Origin of the sequence: Parapedobacter deserti (genome assembly GCF_042646065.1) — a bacterium.
In the GTDB taxonomy this organism is placed as follows: domain Bacteria; phylum Bacteroidota; class Bacteroidia; order Sphingobacteriales; family Sphingobacteriaceae; genus Parapedobacter; species Parapedobacter deserti.
Genome location: NZ_JBHRTA010000030.1, coordinates 183,126 through 203,112 on the forward strand (window position 1 = coordinate 183,126; position 19,987 = coordinate 203,112).

Here is a 19,987-nt window from a genome sequence, read left to right on the forward strand (position 1 = left end):
TTATTGATTAACTTATAGTAAACAGATTATGGTTAAATTAGTGTTAATGATTTTGCTGGTAGTTTTCACGACAGCCAATGTGTGTGCCCAAACCAGGCAAATTAGTGGGCGGGTAACGGATAGCAGGGGCATGCCGCTATCCGGGGTGAGTGTCGCTATCGTGGGGACCACGCAGGGTACGAGCGCCGGCGAGGATGGAACGTTCAGCTTAGCGATACCCGCAACGGGAGAGGTACGCATCCTACTCCGCCTCATTGGATTCAAAGAACAACAGGTGACTGTCGGGCAGCAACAGCAGTTGATCGTCGTGATGGAGGAAGATGAAGCAGCGATGCTGGACGAAGTGGTGGCGGTAGGATATGGAACGGTGCGGAAAGGAGACCTGACGGGATCTGTAGGAACCGTGAGTGCCGACGCGTTGGTGGCGCGGGGTACCACATCGGTTATGGGGGCGCTTCAGGGAGCGGTAGCCGGCGTGGATATCAGCAGCACCTCGGTACGTCCCGGTGGAAGCTTCAGCATACAAATCCGCGGGCAGAACTCCCTGCAAGCCGGTAGTCCGCTGTACGTGGTGGATGGGGTAGTGACATCGAACATTGATTTCCTGAACCCGGCGGATATCGAACAGATCGATATTTTGAAAGACGCATCGTCTACTGCGATTTATGGCTCGAGAGGCTCAAACGGTGTTGTTATCGTAAGGACAAAAAATGCTGGGACACCGGGCACCGAGCGGACAACGGTCACCTACGATGGTTATTACGGTATCCGGCAGCTGGCGAGGATTCCTGATTTCATGGATGGCAGGGAATGGGTGGATTTCCGGACCTCCGCTTATTATACATTTGAAGATGGACGCTATGTGCTGTCAACACCGCAAGCGATTCTGCAAAATAGCCCGTTGCTGGAAAGCAGGCTGTACAATGAACAATATGAGGATTGGCTAGGGTTGGGGACGCGGTCCGGACAGCAGCAAAACCATTACATCGGCATTGCGGGAGGGGCGGAAAAGATGAACTACAACCTTGGGATGGGATACCAGAATGAAGAGGGTAATTTCGTGCGGGAAGACCTTAACCGCTACACATTGAAGCTTGCCGTGGAGCACAGGACCTCCGACTATTTTTCGGCCGGTGCCAGCGTGAACCTGGTGCATGGGGTAAACAATTATGGAAGTGAAACCGGCTACCGTGATATCCTGCGGATGCCACCCATCTTATATGCATACGATGACCAGGGGAACCTGATAGACCAACCCGGCATCGCGGCGTCCATCCAGGGGACCGGCAACTTTACCAGCTCGCCTAACCCGCTCAACGAAATCAACAGCGGCACGCGGGAGGTGCGGCAATATGATTTTCTGGGAAGCATTTTTGCGGAGTTGCGGCCCATGGAGAACCTCTCGATCAGGAGTACCTTCCTGCCGCGATTTAACCGGACGAGGGACGGACGGTACTACGGGGTGGTGCTGGGCCAGCGCAACCAGGACTATGCTTACCAAGCTAATACAGAGGCTTTCGAATGGACATGGGACAACGTCATTAACTATGACAAGCAGTTCAACAATGACCACCGCCTGAATGTATCGCTCATTCAGAGTGCATACAAGACGCGTTTTGAACGAATACAGGCGGCCGCGAACGACTTGCCCTACCCCTCATGGTGGTACAACCTTTTTAGCGGTACCTTCGTGCCCGGAAGTTCAAACACAGCCTATAGTGAAACGGCTTTACTGTCGTATGCCGCGAGGGCTAACTATGACCTGAAAGGCAGGTACCTGCTTACGGCTACGGTCCGCTACGACGGCAGTTCTAAATTGCGGGATAAATGGGAAGCGTTTCCCTCGGCCGCCCTGGCGTGGCGCATCTCAGAAGAGAATTTTATGCAGCCAGCCAACTTTCTGAGCGATTTGAAAGCGCGGTTTAGTTTCGGATACTCAGGCAATAACAATGGTATCAGCGCGTTCGGCTCTCAACAGACACCTGAAACCGATGCCTTGGTATGGTATGACTATGGAAGTGGGGCGGTAACAGGTTTTGCACCGGGAAGGCCCGTAAACCAGTCAGTAACCTGGGAAAAGACACGTGAGATCAATGTCGGATTGGATTTTGGATTGTTCAATAACCGGTTGAGTGGGAGCGTAGATTGGTATGATAAGTTGTCTGACGGGCTGCTGATGCAGCGGACGCTGACGGTTGAGTCTGGTGTGCCATGGATGATTGACAACATCGGCTCGGTAAACAACCGGGGTGTGGAGGTGGCGCTCAACGCCACCAACCTACGTACCGCCGACTGGGAATGGACAACATCGTTGATGTTTTCGCGGAATAAAAATGCCATCCGTACCTTGTATGGCAAGGCGGAAGATGTGGTGGGCGAAGCCCGATTTATCGGCCAGCCAATCAATGTCATCTACGATTACCGGATCGTTGGGCTCTGGCGGATGGACCAATTGGCGGAAGCTGCGGCCTGGGGGCAACAGCCGGGGCAGGCGATAGCCGGTGATACAGACGGCAATGGCGTGATTACACCCGCAGACCGGGTGATACTGGGTTCACCGGACCCGACCTGGCTTGGCAGTTTCACGTCTAACCTCCGTTACCGTAACTGGGATCTTTCGTTTAACCTCTATATGCGGCAGGGCGTGTTTGTCAGCGATCGTTTCCTGGAAGAATTTGGGCCCGATAACGTGCAGCGGGGCCGGCCTAAGATTCGTTATGATTATTACATACCACCGGATGTTCCGCGCTACGATTGGAACAACTGGGGTACGCATGCAGATGGGCGCCCCCAAGCGATATGGGGAGACAGCGGTGCTGGCAACGAAGATGCACAGTTTCCCCATCCGCAGAATAAGGGGCCGTATTATGGCGGCAACGGAAGGTATACCGATGCGTCTTTCGTAAAGCTGCGCAACATCATTATGGGGTACTCATTGCGCCAAAACGTGATTTCCAAATGGGGCATGTCACAATTTCGGATTTATGCAAACGTGCTCAATCCCTTTGTCTTTACGAACTATGAAGGGTGGGACCCGGAGTATGCCACTACAGCGCTGGCCAGTGGAAACGGCCCAAGCAATATCACATACCAGTTGGGTGTAAATGTTAGGTTTTAATTTGGACAGAAATGATGAATAAGTTCAGTTTGGTTATCCTGTGTTTGTTGGTCGCCACGGGATGCACGAAATTCCTTGAAGAGGATAACTTGGGTGGAATAACGAACGAGGAATTCTATCGCACGGCGACGGGGTACGAAACCCTCGTGACCGCTTCTTACAGTTCGTTGCGGACGACATTCAGGACCACACCGTGGCTGCTGTTGGCGGGTACCGACATGTATCAGATGAACCGGGGATTCGAAAACCGGGCGCTGATGGAATATACACAACTTTTTGCGGATAATGGCGATGTGTTGACCTTTTACCGGAATTGCTATAACGCCATACAAATCACCAATATCGGGCTGCATTACAATGCGTTGGTCGAAACGGATGAAGCCAATAGGGCCAAATGGAGGGCAGAACTTCGCTTCTTGCGGGCGTTCTACCACTTTTTGTTGCTCGAGCAATTTGGGGCCATCATCATCAACGATGAACCGACCCTGGTAGGCCCGCGCATGAACCTGCCGAGAGCCTCGCTGGCCGACACCTACCAATTTGTGATCGGCGAGCTGGAAGCTGCACTGCCCGACTTGCCGGACGACCGCACACGGGCGAGCAAGACGGCCGCAAACCACTACCTGGCCAAAGCATACCTCACCCGGGGCTGGGACCTGGGGCAGGCCGCAGATTTTGAGCGTGCCAAAGCATATGCCGACGCGGCTATAGCGGGTTACACGATTTCCATTCCCTTCGACGAACTGTGGAGCCCTACGAATGAAAATAATGCCGAAGTCATCTTTGCCGTGCAATATGACAGCGAGTCCATAGCCAGCCCAACGAATGGCAACGACCAGCAATCACTCTTTGGCCCATACCTTGGCGGTCCTGAATTAAACCACAAATACATGAACTCAGCGTTCATGCCTTCGTGGAGTTTGCATACCTTTTTCGGTGAAAACGATGCCCGCTATGAGGCAACCTTTATGCTGACGATTTACGACCAGTACTTTGATTACTACGACAGTAACAAAGACAAAGATGAACTATTGATTCGTGCATACTACCCCAGGGTTTGGGGGCGCGAATACACCACTGCCGATTCGTTGGCCTGGGTGGCGGGACGGGAACACCGAATCGCCGGCAATTTCAGGCATTATCCCTTCAGGTATAATGAAGAAGCATACCGGGCCGCCTATCAGATAGATATGAATTCGCCGGTCATTAAGAAATTCGATAGTCCTTCAACACGCCATGTGTTTAACACGCAGGCCAGTGTGAGGGATATTGTGCTGGCCCGCACCGCGGAAACTTACTTTCTGTATGCCGAGGCGTGTATCGGGCTGAATGATTTCGCTACGGCGGCGCAATACGTGCAGGCGGTGCTCAATCGGCCTGGTAACGCGAAGGACGGCGGAACATTGCTGCCGGGTCGGTCAATTGCCTCTGCCTCGGGGCAGAGCGAGGCCTTGGATAGCTACCTCATAGAAAGTGCCAAAGAGTTTGCAGGCGAGTACCTTCGGTGGCCTGAGCTGCGGCGGACGGGGAAATTGAAGGAATTTTGCGGAGCTTATAATTATGATATCAAACGGGTCGGTGTTGACAATGCGTTTCGTGGAGTGGACGGACAGGACAAAATTTACCGGCCTATTCCACAGACTGCCATTGACATCAATGAGGCTGATATCACGCAGAACCCTGGGTACCAGAACTAAACAACAACTATATATGACAGCTTTTTCAAGAAGAGACTTTTTGCATGCGTTGAGCATGCTGGCGGCGGGAGCAGCGGCGCAGGTGCCGCTGAAAACATTCGGAATGGAGCGCAAACTGCGCGTTACGCTGGTGGGCACCGGTGTGCGGGGCATTTCGTTCTGGGGCAAACGGTTGGTGGATCAATATCCGGATTTGCTCGAGTTTGTCGCGCTCAGCGACATTAACCCCGGCAGGCTTGCTTACGCCAAAACATATATGGGGGTAAACTGCCCCACATTTGTGGATTTCGATGAGATGGTGCGGAACGTGAAGCCGGATCTGATTATCGTGTGTACCAAAGATTCAACTCACGACGAATTCATTATCAAAGGCCTGGCCGCCGGCTGTGACGTACTGACCGAAAAGCCAATGACTACCGATGAGGTAAAGACCCAGGCAATTTTGGATGCCGAACGCAAATATGGTAAGAACCTGATAGTGGGATTCAACTACCGGTGGAGCCCGTATATGACGAAGATCAAGGAGCTGCTGCAAAACGGTGAAATCGGAGACATCACGTCGGTGGATTTCAATTGGTACCTGAATGTGCATCACGGTGCCTCGTATTTCAGGCGCTGGCACGGACTGATGGACAGCGGCGGTTCGTTGTGGGTGCATAAAGCTACCCACCATTTCGATTTGCTGAACTGGTGGCTGGACTCCGACCCCGAAGAGGTATTTGCATACGGAGCGCTTGAGCATTATGGAAGTAATGGTCCCTTCCGGGGCAAAAGCTGCCGGAGCTGTCCGCATAAGCAGGAGTGTGCATATTATTGGGACATTACCAAAGATCGCCATAGCATGAACCTGTATGTTTCGAATGAGGAACACGACGGGTACATCCGCGACGGCTGCGTATACCGCCACGAGATTGACATTTATGATAAGATGTCAGCCCAGATCAAGTATGCGAACAATGTGGTCGCCAACTATTCCCTGACCACCTACTCGCCTTTCGAAGGCTGGCGAATTGCGTTCAATGGGCATAAGGGCCGGATAGAGGCGTGGCTGGATATCCCATGGATGAAGAATGATCAGCTGGATCAGGAAAGTCTGCATGCGGCGGAAATGGACCAGACCCCGGATGACGTGATTCACGAACCCCTGATTCTGTATAAAAACTGGTCGGACTACACGACAATCCAAGTGGCCAGCGAGCGTGGCGGGCATGGTGGCGGCGATAGGCGGCTGCACGACAGGCTGTTCAAAGACAAGGGTGCACCGGACCCGTACAGCCACACGGCGGGCGTGCGCGATGGGGCCATGTCTATCCTCGTGGGGATAGCTGCAAGAAGAAGTATTGAGCAGAAAGCACCGGTGAAGATCGCATCGTTGACCGATCTGAAGCCCATGCCTAAGCGTGTAGTTTGAATAGCTTGAAATGAGGTCACGACCGATAAAATGGGCAATTATCCCTTGCCTTATGTTTGTAGCCGCTTTTGTATGGGACAGCGAACCACGGGTAACGGTGTTCCTGATCGGCGATTCAACCGTGGCGAATAAGCCCTATGAAAAGAGCAACCCGGAAAAGGGATGGGGTCAGGTGCTACCGCTCTATTTCAATGAACGGGTACGGGTGGAAAACCACGCCCTGAACGGGCGGAGTACGAAAAGTTATCGCGAGGAAGGCCATTGGGACAAGGTAAGGCAACGGATTAAAGCGGGGGACTATGTAATTATTGAATTCGGGCATAACGACCAAAAAGTGAATAGCCCCGAACGTTATGCCGATCCTGAAGTGGAATTTCCCCGCCAATTGAAGCAGTACATCGGCGAAACACGCGAGCGCGGCGGGATTCCCGTGTTGGCAACGCCCATCGTACGCCGCAAGTTTGACAGCCGGGGATACCTCGAAGAAACGCACGGCGACTATCCGGACGCCGTGCGCCGCGTGTCCCACGAAACGGGGGTGACATTGCTGGATATGCATGCGCGGACGCGCGAACTACTGCTGGCGTGGGGCCCGGAGCGCTCTAAAATACTGTTTCTGCATCTGATGCGCGGACAGTATGACGCATTGCCTGATGGCGCCGCGGACGATACGCACCTTTCCGGCACCGGCGCGTTCAAAGTCTGTGACTTGGCCGTTGCCGAAATGAAGCAGCAATTGCCGGAGCTGGCGGCGTCATTTAACGAGTAATATGGTGAATGTGTGCTGCGCAATCGTTGCCGGAAACGATTGCGCAAATAAAGGGGACGAAATGTTTTTGATGCTGATTGGATAACGATAAAATTGCAATTATGCAACGACTGGGACGATGGATACGAAAATTTGCCGTGGCTGCGGTGTGGTGGTTAGGTGGCATGGCCTATGCCGGTGCACAAGTGGTGTGGCCGGAACCGGATATCCGGTTACCGGTATTTAAAGCGGATACCTTTGATATACGCGACTTCGGCGCGTCTGACTTACCGGGTGTGACGAGTACGGAAGCGATACAAGCGGCGATAGACGCCTGCCACAAAGAGGGGGGAGGCGTGGTTCGGATTCCCCGCGGTGTCTGGACGTCTGGACCACTGTCGCTCAAGAGTAAGGTAAACCTGCACCTGGTGCGCAACGCCATCCTGCAGTTTTCGCGCAATTTTGAGGACTACCCGCTGGTGGAGACATGGTGGGAAGGGCTGCCGCAGGTGCGCCGGCATTCGCCTATCCGTGCCGAAGGCCAGCAGGATATCGCCATCACGGGCGAAGGTGTGATTGACGGGAATGGCGATGCCTGGCGCTACGTGAAAAAAGGAAAGATGACGGAAGCCCAATGGAAAACGCTGGTGGCTTCCGGTGGTGTGCTCACGCCCGACGGCAAAGAGTGGTATCCTTCTGAAAGTGCACTGAAGGGACGGCAGTATCGGGATGCCGGATTGATTACACCAGACAAAACCCAGACGTTTTTTGAAGAGATAGCGGATTTCCTGCGGCCCAACCTGGTGGTGCTGGAACGGTGTGAGCGGATTTTGCTGGAGGGAGTGACTTTCCAGAATTCGGGGGCATGGAACATCCATCCACTGATGAGCAGGGACATCATCATTCGCAACATCACCGTAAGAAACCCTTGGTATTCGCAGAATGGCGATGGACTGGACATCGAGTCGTGTGTAAATGTGCTGGTGGAGGGAAGTTCCTTCGACGTGGGAGATGATGCCATATGCATCAAGAGTGGCAGGAATGCGTATGGACGGGAGCTGGGCATGCCTACCGAAAACCTGTGGGTGCGCAATTGCACGGTCTATCATGCTCACGGTGGCTTCGTGGTGGGCAGTGAGATGAGCGGGGGAGCACGTAACCTGTACGTGTCTGACCTGACGTTCATCGGCACGGATATCGGTCTGCGCTTCAAGACGACCCGCGGCCGTGGAGGGGTGGTGGAGGATGTGTACATCAATAATATCTTTATGAAAGATATCCCTGGTGAGGCGATCCTCTTCGATATGTATTATGAGGCGAAAGTTCCGGTGCCGGCGGCAGGGGAGGAACGCCAGCCACCGCAGGCGGAAAAGCTGCCCGTGTCTGAAGAAACGCCTCAATTCCGGAATTTCCACATCAGCAATATTCACTGCAATGGCGCGAAAAAGGCCATTTTTGTCCGTGGATTGCCCGAAATGCCCATCCGGGGGATTCATTTCTCCGGACTGCAGATGGCAACGACGGAGGGCATCGACATCCAGGAGGGAGCCGATATCACCATCTCACAATCGATCATCAAGGCGACGGACACCGAACCGCTGATCTACGTGCTTAACGGTAAAGACGTTGTGATTGACGGGCTGTCTTATGGTGGCCATGCCGCCACCTTACTCCATGCCCAAGGTGAACGGACAACGGGCGTGGTGGTGCGGAATACCGATACGGCCGTTGCCGGTAATCCGCTGAAAGTGGATTATGGTGCGAATGAAAACGATGTTAAAATCAATTAACTAATGAAGTATATTTTATTATGTAGTTTGACGCTGGCTTTAATGGGCTTGGGCCACGCGCAGCCGCAACGATACAGTGAGCAGATGGCCGAGACCGCCACGAAACTGTGGCCCGATTCGTTCAGCTTGGGAAAACCGGGTACGCCGGTAAAATGGAGCTATGATCTCGGTGTCATCCTGAAGGGCGTGGAAGCGGTATGGCGGGCTTCAGGAGATGCCCGGTGGTTTGCCTACATCCAGAAACAAATGGATTATTACGTGCAGGACGATGGTTCCATCAAGGCGTACAAACGGGAAGATTATAACATCGATTTCATCAACAACGGCAAGCTGCTGCTGCTGCTGTACCAGGTAACGGGCAAAGAAAAATATTACAAAGCGGCCGCCTTGTTGCGGGATCAGCTGAATACCCATCCACGGACTTCGGAAGGCGGCTTCTGGCACAAAAAGATTTATCCGCACCAGATGTGGTTGGATGGGTTGTATATGGGCCAGCCGTTTTATGCAGCATACGCCAAACTGTTCGGAGAGCCAGAGGCGTTTGACGACATTACCAATCAGTTTGTGCTGATGGAGCGGCACAGCCGCGATGTCCAGACCGGCCTGCTGTACCACGGCTGGGACGAAAGCCGCGAACAGGCGTGGGCGGATAAGGTGACCGGCCGCTCGCCAAACTTCTGGGGCCGCTCGCTCGGCTGGTTCGGCATGGCGCTGGTGGATGCCATAGAACATTTCCCGGAAGGGCACCCCGGCATCGATTCGCTGGCGGGTATCCTCCAGCGTTTCGCCGACGCGGTGGTGGCGTTTCAGGATCACCGGACCGGCGTCTGGTATGACGTGGTGGATATGGCGCACCGGCCCGAAAACTACCTGGAGGCATCGGCATCTTGCATGCTGGTGTATACGCTGGCCAAAGGGGTGCGCCTGGGCTACCTGCCGGATCGCTACATCAAGTCCGCACAGAAAGGCTACCGCGGCATCCTGAAAACGTTTGTCTCCAACCGTGAAGACGGCGGCATCAACTTAGAGGGCACGGTGATGGTTTCGGGGCTCGGAGGCACGGGGCGCTACCGCGACGGTAGCTTTGAATATTACATGAGCGAACCCGTTATCCAGAACGATCCAAAAGGCATCGGGGCCTTTATCAAATGTGCGGCGGAAATGGAGATGGTGCCCACACGGAAGCAGGCGCGGGGCAAAACGGTGATGCTTGACTATTATTACAACAATGAATACCGAACGGACGCTACGGGTAGGAAGGTGCGGTACCACTATACGTGGGAGGACCAGTCGAACGGTGGATATTCGTTTCTCGGGCACCTGTTCAACCGGTACGGGGCTACCCTGGTGTCGCTGCCCACGAGGCCCGGCACCGCAACGCTGGGCCAGGCGGATGTCTACATTATCGTAGACCCGGATACCGAAAAGGAAACGGCTTCGCCGAATAAGCTGGAACAGCCGGAAATCGATGCCATAGCAGCGTGGGTGCGGCAGGGCGGCGTGCTGGTGCTGCTGGGCAACGACGCGGGCAATGCGGAGTTTGAACATTTTAACCAACTGGCGGGGCGGTTTGGCATCCGCTTCAACGAGGATAACGAACTGCTGGTGAAGAACGACAACTTCGAACAGGGCACCGTGCAGTTGGAAAAGGGAAACCGTGTGTTCAAAAAGCCCTATAAACTCTTCCTGAAGGAAGTGAGCACACTGGAACTGAACGCCCCCGCTAAGCCGCTCGTGCAGCATGGAGGCAAGTGCCTGATGGCCACTGCCCAGTACGGGAAGGGAATGGTATTTGCCCTGGGGGACCCCTGGATTTATAATGAGTATATCGATGGACGAAAATTGACGCCGGATTTTGAAAACTATGAAGCGGCTGATGCGTGGGTGCAATGGTTGCTGAAAAATGCAAAAACGATAAGGGTGCAATGAAAACGTTGAGTAAAGCTATATTAAACGGCTTGAGCGGCAACATGGCGGCGGACTTGCCTGAGCGGGTGCTGCAGTTCGGAACGGGCGTGCTGCTGCGTGGGCTGCCGGATTATTTTATTGAAAAGGCAAACCGGCAGGGACTTTTCAATGGCCGGATCGTGGTGGTAAAATCCACGGGGCAAGGCAGTGCCGATGCGTTTGCCCGGCAAGACGGGTTGTATACGCTGTACATCAAGGGCTTGCAGCATGGCAAGGAAGTGCTTGAAACCATGCTCGTATCGGCCATCAGCCGGGTGTTGCATGCAGCGACCGAGTGGGAAGAAATTGCCCGCGTAGCGCATAATCCGGAGCTGGCCATCGTGATTTCCAACACCACGGAAGTGGGTATTGTGCTGGATGAGGATGACGACCTGACGGCTGCTCCGCCGGCGTCATTTCCGGGAAAGCTTACAGCGCTGCTGTACCAGCGTTTCTTGCACTTCAACGGCGATACCGGCAAGGGGTGGGTGATATTGCCAACTGAATTGATCAGCGACAACGGCGACCAACTGAAGTCGGTGGTCTTGGAACTGGCCCATAAGCACGGATTAGGGGATGCTTTTATCGCTTGGCTGGAAGAGGCCAATGACTTTTGCAATACGCTGGTTGATCGCATCGTGCCGGGCGCGCTGCCCCCGGCGGAGGTCGCGGCGCAGGAGGCACGGTTGGGCTACCGCGACGAGTTGGCCATCATGGCCGAACCATTCCGGCTGTGGGCCGTGGAGGCCGACAGCGCCCGCGTGCGTGACCGGCTGTCGTTTGCCGGTGCCGATGAGGGCATTGTGATTGCGCCGGATATCCATAAGTTTAAGGAACTGAAACTTCGTTTGCTCAACGGCACACATACCTTTACGTGCGGACTTGCCATCGCATGTGGCTTTACCACTGTCAAAGCGGCTATGCAGGATCTGGAATTTGCACGGTATGTGCGCCAGCTGATGCAGGAGGAGATTGTTCCGGCAATTACGGGCGGTGCAATTGAACATGACGAAGCACTTGTATTTGCCGATTCTGTGATAGACCGGTTCAGCAACCCCTTTCTCGACCATCGTTGGCTGAGTATCAGCATGAACTTCACGTCTAAAATGCGGATGCGAAACGTGGCGCTGATCCGGCAGTATGTACAGCAGCGGCAAATGCCGCCGAAATGCATGGCGTTGGGTTTTGCTGCGTACCTGCGATTCATGAAGGGCGAACAGGAATCGGACGGGCAGTACATCGGACAGATCGGCGATGTGCGGTACACCATCCAGGATGAATATGCTCCCTATTTTGCAGCGGCCTGGCAACGAATGGGGCACCATGCGCTCGTGGATCAGGTGCTGGCCGACCAGTCCCTGTGGCATGACGACCTAAGCCGTCTGGCAGGGTTTGCCGATCTGGTAAAACAGTATGTCGGCAAATTGCTTGCAACAGACCGAATTAACTTAAAACAACAAGTTGAAACCCTACCCGAGGGGCAATAAAAAGCTATGATATGAAGAAATTTCTGGATGAGCACTTCCTGTTAAATACGAAAACAGCACAGCGGCTGTATCACGACTACGCAGCCGGTATGCCGATCATCGACTATCACTGTCACCTCCCGCCAGCACAGATTGCAGCGAACACGCAGTTTGAAAACATCACGCAGGTGTGGCTTAACGGTGACCATTACAAATGGCGGGCCATGCGGACCAACGGTGTGGATGAAAGCTATATCACCGGTGACCGGCCCGATCGTGAGAAATTCCGCAAATGGGCGGAAACAGTGCCTTATACGTTAAGGAATCCGCTATATCATTGGACTCACCTGGAGCTTCGGCGCTATTTTGGCATCACGGAATTGCTGAATGGGGAGACGGCCGACCGAATTTTTGACGACACACGGGAGAAATTGCAATCGCCGGAGTACCGGGTGCGTGGGCTGCTTGGTAAAATGAACGTCAACATAATATGTACCACGGATGATCCGTTGGATACACTCGGAAACCACCAGCGGTTGAGCGAGGAAGGCTATGAAATACCTGTTTACCCGGCCTTCAGGCCGGACGCGGCTATGGAGCTTGGTAACCTGGAGAAGTTCGGTGAATATGTGAAAATACTGGGGCAAACGGTCGGCAGACCCATCGGTTCGTTCGATGATTACCTGAGTGCCCTCAAATCACGCCACGACTTTTTTGCGTCCAGGGGTTGCGTGGTGTCAGACCATGGTCTGGAAGAAATATACGCTGAAGACTATACGACGGACGAGGTGGAACGCATCTTCGGGAAAGCCTTGGCAGGTGAAGCACTGTCGGTGCCGGAAGTCAGGAAGTTCAAGTCAGCTATGCTGGTGGTGTTTGCCCAATGGGATGCGGAAAAGGGATGGGTACAGCAATTTCACCTGGGGGCACTGCGCAACAACAATTCGCGCATGATGCGCAGGCTCGGCCCGGATACTGGATGGGATTCCATTGGGGATTTCAGCCATGGTCGGGCGCTATCCAAGTTTCTCGACCGGCTCGACAAGGATAATCAATTGGCCAAAACCATCGTATATAATCTCAATCCGGCCGATAACGAGTTGATGGCGACCATGATCGGAAATTTCAATGATGGGTCTGTGACGGGTAAATTGCAGTTTGGATCGGCATGGTGGTTTCTCGATCAGAAAGACGGGATGACCAAACAAATCAACGCCTTGTCCAACATGGGGTTGCTAAGCCGTTTTGTGGGAATGCTGACCGATTCCCGTAGTTTTTTATCGTTTCCGCGGCATGAATATTTCCGGCGCCTGCTGTGTGACCTGTTTGGCACGGAGATCGAAAGCGGCGAATTGCCGGATGATATTGAGTGGATCGGGCAGGTGATTCAGGATATTTGCTACAACAATGCTAATCGGTATTTCGGCTGGAATAAATAGGCTTTTTTCTCCTACACGAAAACGATTTCGTGAAAATTCCGCGTATTCGGTGGAAGCGTAGTTGATTTATCTTTCTATATTTGAGCAGCATAAAGGCTTACGCCTGCATAAATCTAGGGACATTTGATACAAGAATTTATGGTGTCGTTGCGTACACATATACACGGGAGGACTTTTGCCTATATCATTGGTGTTTTGATATCTAGCGCACTGTTATCCTGCCACGAGACGAATAAAACAAAAGTCATCAAGCTGGGGCACGGGCTGGATATTTCACATCCGGTTCATGAAGCGATGACTTATATGGGTGAGCTGCTTGCCGAGAAATCGGGTGGACGCATGCAGTTGAAGATATATCCAAGCCAACAGCTTGGAACCGAACGGGAGTGCTTGGAGTTGCTTCAAATTGGGAGCCTGGGAATGACCAAAGTGTCCGTTGGGGTATTAGAAAATTTTGTTCCGGATTACAAATTGTTCGGTTTGCCTTTTCTTTTCCGAGACAAAGAGCACGCGCACAACGTACTTGATGGGGAAATAGGGAAAGAGTTGCTGGATGCGAGTATCGGGGTACGGCTAAAGGGGATGGCTTTCTACGATGCCGGGAGTCGAAGCTTTTACACCAAGAAGCCTGTAAATAAACCAGAAGATCTGGAAGGACTGAAACTGCGCGTTATGGAAAGCCAGACCGCCATGGACATGGTACGGAACCTGGGTGGATCTCCAACGCCCATTTCTTGGGGAGAGCTGTATACATCACTACAACAGGGAATTGTGGACGGAGCGGAGAACAACCTGCCAAGTTTTTATCTTTCTCGCCACTATGAGGTCTGTAAGTATTTCATTATGGACGAACATACGATGCTTCCGGATGTGCTGCTCATCAGCACATCGATATGGGATGACTTGGATGACCAGCAGAGACAATGGCTGGACGAAGCGGCACGGGGGTCAATTCCCTATGAACGGAGGGCTTGGGAAGAAGCTGAAAACCATGCGTTGGAAGAGATCAAGAAAGCCGGGGTGGAAGTCATTTATCCGGATAAAGACCCATTCCGGGAAAAAGTGTCGGGAATGTACGATGTTTTCAAACGGGATGCACGGCTAAAAAGACTTATTGAAGCGGTACAGGCAAACTAATTCGATTCGTAAATCGCAAATGAAATCAATTGTAAAAGCTAATGAAGAAAAGGTTGGATAGGTTTCTCGAGGTATTCCTCGTGTTCCTGCTGAGTATCCTAGTGGTCGCGGTGGTATGGCAGGTGTTCTCGCGGTATATACTGAATGCTCCAAGTTCGGTAACGGAAGAAATAGCCCGGTATTTATTGGTTTGGGTGGGGATTTTGGGGGCTGCGTATTGTTCAGGACAAAACGACCACTTGGCCATTGATATTTTACCGTCCAAACTGGATGAGCAGACGCAACGAAAACTAAAGTTAATTGTAAACGTGCTGATTATCCTGTTTAGCACGTTGGTTTTTATTATCGGTGGTGGCCGGTTAGTTTATCTCAATCATATCTTGGGGCAGAGTTCGGCGGCACTGCGTTTGCCATTGTCTTGGGTGTACGTGGTCGTCCCGTTTAGCGGTGTTGTGATCCTTCTTTACAAATGGATAGAAATTAGAAACTCCGAAAAGTCGTTGATATGATTACTGAGATACTTATTTTACTGATATCATTCGTGTTGTTGTTAGCTATAGGCACACCGGTCGCCTGGAGCATCGGGATATCGAGCGTGGCCACTATGCTGGTAACTATCGATACGCTTCCGGCATTTACAACCGTCGCACAGCGGATGGCCACCGGGTTGGATAGTTTTGCATTGCTTGCTATCCCTTTCTTTGTGCTGGCAGGGCAAATCATGAACCAAGGAGGGATAGCACAACGGCTCATCGCGTTTGCCAAGGCGGTGGTGGGCTCGCTTCCGGGCGGACTCTCTTACGTGAATGTTATCACAGCGATGTTGTTTGGCGCGATTTCGGGTTCGGCCTTGGCGGCTACTTCGGCAATAGGCGGTATCTTGGGCCCGCATATGAAAAAGGAAGGATACTCCAAGGAATTTAGCGCGGCATTGAATGTGACGTCCTCTACAACCGGACTGATTATTCCGCCTTCTAATATTCTGATCGTATATTCTTTGGCAAGTGGAGGAGTGTCTATCGCGGCCTTGTTTATGGCCGGATATCTCCCAGGCATTTTAATGGGCGCGGGCTTGATGCTGGCTGCTGCGATATGGGTGAAGAAAAAGAAGTACGCGTCGGGAGAAAAATCGACCTTTAGTCAGGTTTCAAGGACGTTCATGGACGCATTTCCCAGCCTCTTTCTGTTGGTGGTGGTTATCGGTGGTATCGTAGCCGGAATATTTACGGCAACTGAAGCCTCGGGTATTGCCGTGGTGTACAGTCTGGTACTCGCCTTCGTGTACCGGGAGATGAATATGAAAAAACTGTACAGCGTGTTCCTGAGTTCGGTGCGGACGAATTCCGTGGTGATGCTGCTTATCGCCACATCCATGGCGATGTCTTGGGTGATGTCTTATGAAGACATCCCGCAAGTGATAAGCAGTGTGCTGTTAGGGTTAAGCGATAATAAATATGTCATCCTCCTCATCATCAACCTGATCTTGCTGTTTGTAGGAATGTTTATGGATATGACCCCTGCGGTGCTGATCTTTACGCCGATTTTTCTTCCGGTGGTAGTGGATTTTGGGGTCGACCCGGTTCACTTTGGCATTATCATGGTGATGAACCTTTGTGTGGGCTTGTGTACACCTCCTGTAGGCTCGGTGCTGTTCGTTGGGGTAGGTATTGCCGGGACCACGATACAAAAAGTGCTGAAGCCATTGATTCCATTTTTTGTCGTCATGATCATCGTGTTGCTGTTGGTGACGTACATTCCCGGAATCAGCGTATGGCTGCCGGGATTGGTGGAATAAATAAAGCTGGTGGAATAATATAAAACAAGGCCTCCCGATGTCTTCTCATCGGGAGGCCTTGTTTTATTAATTTGCAGACGGTAGCTTTTTACCAGCCGCTTTTTTCGCGGCGTTTGCCGGAATAGCCACCGCGAAACCCTCCTCCGTTATGCTCGCGCTTGCGGCGGTTCCCGTTTCCACTTTCACCACCGTGTCGGAATGAGCGGCTCCGTTTTTCTCCCCGGCCTTCGCCGTGGCCTTCACCGGCATTCTCTACCCGAACGGTGCGCCCGTTGAAATCAACGTTTTGAAACCCGCTGAAAACCTTGTCTACCGAGGTGTTTTCCACTTCAAAGAAGGTATATACACCTTTAAGGTCGATCTTACCGATAGCTTTGCCGCTAATCTGTGTGGCGTTACAAATGTAGCCTAGGATATCTCCGCGACTGAAATCATCCACCGAACCGAGATTGATGAACAGCCGGGTGTAATCCGACCTGTAGCTATCCCGGCCGAAACGATCGGCTTTGCCTTTGCGCTCACCGCCGCGGGCTTCGTTGGCATCGACGTTAAGATCGGGTGCGTTCTGATAATATTCCAGAAAGCGGTTGAATTCAAGCGAGGTGAACCGTTTAATGATTTCTTCCTTGCTTAGATCAGCAAAGCTCTCCATGATCTGCGGCAGATAGCGATCGATATGGTCGTCATTTACAGCTACATCGTGTACTTTGTTGATCAGCGCAAAAAGCTGCTTTTCAACAACGGCTTCACCCTTGGGCACTTCCATTTTCACAAATGGTTTGCCAATGCCCTTTTCGATTTGGCGGATCTTGCCCAATTCTTTCAAGTTGACCAACGAAATGGAAATACCGGTTTTTCCTGCGCGTGCTGTACGGCCGCTACGGTGGGTATAATTTTCGAGTTCATCGGGCAACGAGTAATTGATGACATGCGTCACGTCGTTTACGTCTATACCGCGCGCGGCTACGTCCGTAGCGATAAGCAACTGCAAGCTGCGCTCGCGGTAACGTTTCATCACCTTGTCGCGCTGTTGCTGCGACAGGTCGCCATGCAGCGAATCGGCATTATAGCCATCCTTAATCAGTGCCTCGGCAATTTCCTGGGTCTCGATTTTGGTACGGCAAAAAACAATTCCGAAAATCTCGGGATTGGAATCCACGATCCGCTTAAAAGCGGGGTACTTGTCGCGGGCGCGGACTACATAATAATGGTGCTCAATGTTGGCATTGCCCGTGTTTTTGGTGCCCATGGTGAGCTCGAACGGATCGGTCATGTATTTTTTCGCGATCCGGCGGACTTCAGTGGGCATGGTGGCTGAAAACAGCCAGGTTTTTTTCTCTTCGGGAGTGGTGGACAGAATATTGTTGATGTCTTCCTGAAAGCCCATATTGAGCATTTCATCGGCTTCATCCAATACTACATAACGCACATTAGAAAAATCAATGGCTTTGCGGCCAATGATATCGAGCATACGGCCGGGGGTGGCAACTACAATTTGCACGCCACGGCGGATCTGACGCAACTGGTCACTGATGTTTGCGCCGCCATAAACAGCGACAACATGTACATCAGGGAGGTTTTTTGCGTACTTCTCAATGTCTTTGGAAATTTGCAAGCACAGCTCACGCGTAGGACAAAGGATCAGTGCCTGTGGGTGTTTTTGCGAAAAGTCCAATAATTCTAACAAGGGCAGACCAAATGCTGCGGTTTTGCCGGTACCGGTTTGGGCTAATCCGACAAAATCGTTGCTGCCTGCAAGTAATACGGGAACGGCTTGTTCCTGGATAGGAGTGGGGGTTTCAAACCCTAACTCTGTGATGGCATTAACAATATCATGACGGATCCCCAGTTCAATAAATGGGTTCATGAATATTTAATATACAATAGGCACTATTGCCTAAGGCGGTGCAAAGGTACGGATAATAAATTGAAATTGAAAGAGAAGCGAGAAGTAAAATGTTGGAAGGCAGTGGTTAGCCGATATTTATAAGAAAAAAGCCGGTCTGATCATTCAGTACCGGCTTTCGCTCAATTATTTTTCGTTAACTTCTTAATACAACGTGAATTCTACACGGCGGTTCTTTTGCCGGCCTTCTGCTGTCTTGTTGTCAGCGATAGGCTGCGTAGGCCCGTATCCCGTGGCTTCGATACGCGATGGGTTGGCACCTTTGCTGACGAGGTACGCTTTTACCGCTTCCGCACGCTCTTTGGAAAGCCGCAGATTGGTTTGCATCGATCCGGTGTTGTCGGTGTGGCCGGCCAGCTTGAGGCTAAAGTTTTTCTCAATAAGTAATGCAGCAACCTTGTTGAGGCTGGGATAAGAAGGGGGCCGGATGGTGGCTTTGCCGGTGTCGAACTCCAGGTTCTGAATAGCTTCATCCACTACGCGCCGATCTTCATCGGTAACAACGACCTGCTGTACAACGGGGGCTTTCGGTTCGGGTAATGGACATCCTGATCCGTCTACTTTGGTGTTCTCGGGGGTGTCCGGACATTTGTCGTAGCGGTTCGCCACGCCATCCCCATCGTCATCGGCAAGGTCAGCATAGAGCCGTTCGACCTGTGATCTTAGTTTTTCGTTTTCTGCACGTTGGGCTTCCATCGCATTTTTGTGTGCCACCAAGTCATCGTACTGTGCCAGGTATTCCTTTTGCATGGCTGATACCGGATTGCTGTTGGCTAAGACCGGCTTACTTTTGCTGCCCAGGGCGAATTCGACGCCTAAGTGAGCGTAAGAGAAGATGTCTTTGGATCCGCCACCGGATACGCCGTCAAAATTGGTCGACTGCACAAGGTTCATCCGATAACCCAGATCGATCGCGATGTCATGAGTTACGCCAAACTTCAATCCCAAGCCGCCCGGAATGAAAAGCTCGGTCGTTCTGTCATACGTCGTGGTATTGCCGTCTATTTCAGTTGAAGGTTCAAAGCCTAACACACCTAATCCGGCATTCAGGTATGGTTTTATAATCCCTTGATGGTGCCGCCAGTTGATATTAGCCAGGGTGACGTGCGCCGACAGTGCTGCAGACCAAGGCAGTTTGGTCTCAAAGGTGTTGTTATTATCCTTATAAGATCCGGCTACTTTTCCGCCGACATACTCTGCCTGTACGCCGAATCCGGGAAGGATTTGCCGCTTCACATAGACACCATATCCGAAATTGTTTTCTACCTTGTCAAACCGGCGGCGCAAGCCGATTAGGTTTGATTGGTTCAATAGACCGCCATGCACGCCGACAGACCAGGTACGGTATTCGGATTCCGGGGCAAAAGGTTTAACTTGATTGACCTCAGGTGTCTGAGCAGCCAATTGGATTGTAGAGAGAATACCTGCTCCTGCAAGTAGTCCGACCCTCTTCAGGTTCATTGTCATCATTAGTAGTTGTTTTTCTGATACGATTTATTTGTTGTGATGCGCTTCTGCAATTAGCGCGCCAAA

13 protein-coding genes are annotated in these 19,987 nt (G+C 52.1%); 11 read left to right on the forward strand and 2 right to left on the reverse strand.

Features of this window, described 5'->3' with window-relative positions; genetic code table 11:
- Positions 1–28 precede the first annotated feature (28 nt).
- The 11 genes from ACFOET_RS09570 (at position 29) to ACFOET_RS09620 (ending at position 16,548) form a co-directional block, all read left to right on the forward strand.
- On the forward strand, positions 29–3,118 hold the full coding sequence (locus tag ACFOET_RS09570) for a SusC/RagA family TonB-linked outer membrane protein (protein ID WP_379021970.1): 3,090 nt from the start codon (positions 29–31) through the stop codon (positions 3,116–3,118).
- 11 nt (positions 3,119–3,129) lie between these two features.
- Positions 3,130–4,815, forward strand: a complete 1,686-nt coding sequence (locus ACFOET_RS09575) for a RagB/SusD family nutrient uptake outer membrane protein (RefSeq protein WP_379021972.1) — start codon at positions 3,130–3,132, stop codon at positions 4,813–4,815.
- A gap of 13 nt (positions 4,816–4,828) precedes the next feature.
- Positions 4,829–6,226: a Gfo/Idh/MocA family protein gene (locus ACFOET_RS09580; RefSeq protein ID WP_379021974.1), complete on the forward strand. Its 1,398-nt coding sequence runs from the start codon at positions 4,829–4,831 to the stop codon at positions 6,224–6,226.
- A 52-nt stretch (positions 6,227–6,278) separates the two neighbouring features.
- Positions 6,279–6,995, forward strand: coding sequence for a rhamnogalacturonan acetylesterase (locus tag ACFOET_RS09585; protein ID WP_379021976.1), 717 nt, complete (start codon positions 6,279–6,281; stop codon positions 6,993–6,995).
- Positions 6,996–7,096: 101 nt separating this feature from the next.
- Positions 7,097–8,764, forward strand: a complete 1,668-nt coding sequence (locus tag ACFOET_RS09590) for a glycoside hydrolase family 28 protein (protein WP_379021978.1) — start codon at positions 7,097–7,099, stop codon at positions 8,762–8,764.
- Between the two features lie 3 nt (positions 8,765–8,767).
- Positions 8,768–10,693, forward strand: coding sequence for a glycoside hydrolase family 88 protein (locus tag ACFOET_RS09595; RefSeq protein WP_379021980.1), 1,926 nt, complete (start codon positions 8,768–8,770; stop codon positions 10,691–10,693).
- Entirely contained in the window at positions 10,690–12,198 is a 1,509-nt protein-coding gene (locus tag ACFOET_RS09600; protein ID WP_379021982.1) for a tagaturonate reductase, read from the forward strand. The genes ACFOET_RS09595 and ACFOET_RS09600 overlap by 4 nt, the downstream gene beginning before the upstream one ends.
- An 11-nt stretch (positions 12,199–12,209) precedes the next feature.
- Positions 12,210–13,616: a glucuronate isomerase gene (gene uxaC / locus ACFOET_RS09605; protein WP_379021984.1), complete on the forward strand. Its 1,407-nt coding sequence runs from the start codon at positions 12,210–12,212 to the stop codon at positions 13,614–13,616.
- A 195-nt stretch (positions 13,617–13,811) separates the two neighbouring features.
- On the forward strand, positions 13,812–14,753 hold the full coding sequence (locus ACFOET_RS09610; RefSeq protein WP_379021986.1) for a TRAP transporter substrate-binding protein: 942 nt from the start codon (positions 13,812–13,814) through the stop codon (positions 14,751–14,753).
- Positions 14,754–14,794: 41 nt separating this feature from the next.
- Positions 14,795–15,262: a TRAP transporter small permease gene (locus tag ACFOET_RS09615; RefSeq protein ID WP_379021988.1), complete on the forward strand. Its 468-nt coding sequence runs from the start codon at positions 14,795–14,797 to the stop codon at positions 15,260–15,262.
- Positions 15,259–16,548 (forward strand): TRAP transporter large permease, encoded by a 1,290-nt coding sequence (locus tag ACFOET_RS09620; protein WP_379021990.1) that lies wholly within the window; start codon positions 15,259–15,261, stop codon positions 16,546–16,548. The genes ACFOET_RS09615 and ACFOET_RS09620 overlap by 4 nt, the downstream gene beginning before the upstream one ends.
- 88 nt (positions 16,549–16,636) lie before the next feature.
- Here ACFOET_RS09620 and ACFOET_RS09625 read toward each other — a convergent pair whose 3' ends face one another.
- Both ACFOET_RS09625 and ACFOET_RS09630 read right to left on the reverse strand, forming a co-directional pair.
- Positions 16,637–18,415, reverse strand: a complete 1,779-nt coding sequence (locus ACFOET_RS09625) for a DEAD/DEAH box helicase (RefSeq protein WP_379021992.1) — start codon at positions 18,413–18,415, stop codon at positions 16,637–16,639.
- Between the two features lie 183 nt (positions 18,416–18,598).
- Complete coding sequence (locus ACFOET_RS09630) at positions 18,599–19,921, reverse strand: OmpA family protein (RefSeq protein WP_379022437.1); 1,323 nt, start codon at positions 19,919–19,921, stop codon at positions 18,599–18,601.
- Positions 19,922–19,987 lie beyond the last annotated feature (66 nt).

What these genes read in the sequence shown, in the direction of transcription:
- ACFOET_RS09570 (WP_379021970.1), top strand. Translation starts at nt 29, where the DNA reads ATGGTTAAATTAGTGTTAATGATTTTGCTGGTAGTTTTCACGACAGCC.
- ACFOET_RS09575 (WP_379021972.1), top strand. Translation starts at nt 3,130, where the DNA reads ATGATGAATAAGTTCAGTTTGGTTATCCTGTGTTTGTTGGTCGCCACG.
- ACFOET_RS09580 (WP_379021974.1), top strand. Translation starts at nt 4,829, where the DNA reads ATGACAGCTTTTTCAAGAAGAGACTTTTTGCATGCGTTGAGCATGCTG.
- ACFOET_RS09585 (WP_379021976.1), top strand. Translation starts at nt 6,279, where the DNA reads ATGTTTGTAGCCGCTTTTGTATGGGACAGCGAACCACGGGTAACGGTG.
- ACFOET_RS09590 (WP_379021978.1), top strand. Translation starts at nt 7,097, where the DNA reads ATGCAACGACTGGGACGATGGATACGAAAATTTGCCGTGGCTGCGGTG.
- ACFOET_RS09595 (WP_379021980.1), top strand. Translation starts at nt 8,768, where the DNA reads ATGAAGTATATTTTATTATGTAGTTTGACGCTGGCTTTAATGGGCTTG.
- ACFOET_RS09600 (WP_379021982.1), top strand. Translation starts at nt 10,690, where the DNA reads ATGAAAACGTTGAGTAAAGCTATATTAAACGGCTTGAGCGGCAACATG.
- uxaC (WP_379021984.1), top strand. Translation starts at nt 12,210, where the DNA reads ATGAAGAAATTTCTGGATGAGCACTTCCTGTTAAATACGAAAACAGCA.
- ACFOET_RS09615 (WP_379021988.1), top strand. Translation starts at nt 14,795, where the DNA reads ATGAAGAAAAGGTTGGATAGGTTTCTCGAGGTATTCCTCGTGTTCCTG.
- ACFOET_RS09620 (WP_379021990.1), top strand. Translation starts at nt 15,259, where the DNA reads ATGATTACTGAGATACTTATTTTACTGATATCATTCGTGTTGTTGTTA.
- ACFOET_RS09625 (WP_379021992.1), bottom strand. Translation starts at nt 18,415, where the DNA reads ATGAACCCATTTATTGAACTGGGGATCCGTCATGATATTGTTAATGCC.
- ACFOET_RS09630 (WP_379022437.1), bottom strand. Translation starts at nt 19,921, where the DNA reads ATGACAATGAACCTGAAGAGGGTCGGACTACTTGCAGGAGCAGGTATT.